The 957-nt window shown below is 50.3% G+C and carries 1 protein-coding gene; it reads left to right on the top strand.

Annotated features, from left to right (window positions below):
- On the top strand, positions 1–957 hold a 957-nt coding region (locus CVN76_RS00965), incomplete at both ends, for a glycerol-3-phosphate dehydrogenase/oxidase (RefSeq protein ID WP_157805403.1).

The following is a 957-nucleotide window of genomic DNA, read 5'->3' as shown; positions in this document are numbered from 1 at the left end:
GATTGGTGGGGGAATTACCGGCGCAGGCATTGCCTTGGATGCGACGACTCGTGGAATGAAGGTGGCGTTGGTGGAGATGCAGGATTTTGCTGCAGGTACTTCTAGCCGTTCGACGAAGCTTGTCCATGGGGGGCTGCGGTATTTGAAGCAATTTGAAATAAAAATGGTGGCTGAGGTCGGGAAAGAGCGGGAGATCGTTTATGAAAATGGGCCGCATGTGACCACGCCGGAATGGATGCTGCTGCCGATGCACAAAGGAGGCACCTTTGGGAAGTTCAGTACCTCCATTGGGCTGCGCGTCTATGATTTCCTGGCAGGCGTAAAAAAAGCCGAACGCAGGAAGATGCTTTCAATAGATGAAACGCTCGCCCGGGAGCCGCTTGTGAAGAAAGAGGGACTGAAGGGCGGAGGCTATTATGTTGAATATCGTACAGATGATGCCCGGCTGACGATCGAAGTCATGAAGGCAGCCGTCGATAAAGGGGCGACACCGATTAATTATACGCGAGTGGATAAGTTGTTATATGAAAACGGAAAGGTATCTGGGGTCCAGGTTGCCGATTTACTATCTGGGGCCGCGTATGAAATTCATGCAGACAAAATCATCAATGCAGCAGGACCTTGGGTGGATTCAATCCGCGAAAAGGACCAATCGAAGCAGGGAAAAACGCTGAAGCTTTCAAAGGGTGTTCATGTGGTCATCGACCAAGCGAAATTCCCCTTGAAGCAGGCGATTTACTTTGATACGCCCGATGGACGGATGATCTTTGCCATCCCAAGAGCAGGTAAGGCTTATGTGGGCACAACGGATACGTTTTATGATGGCAATCCGGCCGTTCCGAAGGTTACATCGGCAGATCGAACTTACTTATTGAAGGCGATTGACTATATGTTCCCGCAGGTGAAGATTTCCGAGGATGATATCGAATCAAGCTGGGCCGGAGTAAGACCATTGAT

The sequence above is a fragment of the Bacillus sp. mrc49 genome (assembly GCF_002803435.1).
This window is presented reverse-complemented; position numbering and strand designations above follow the sequence as displayed.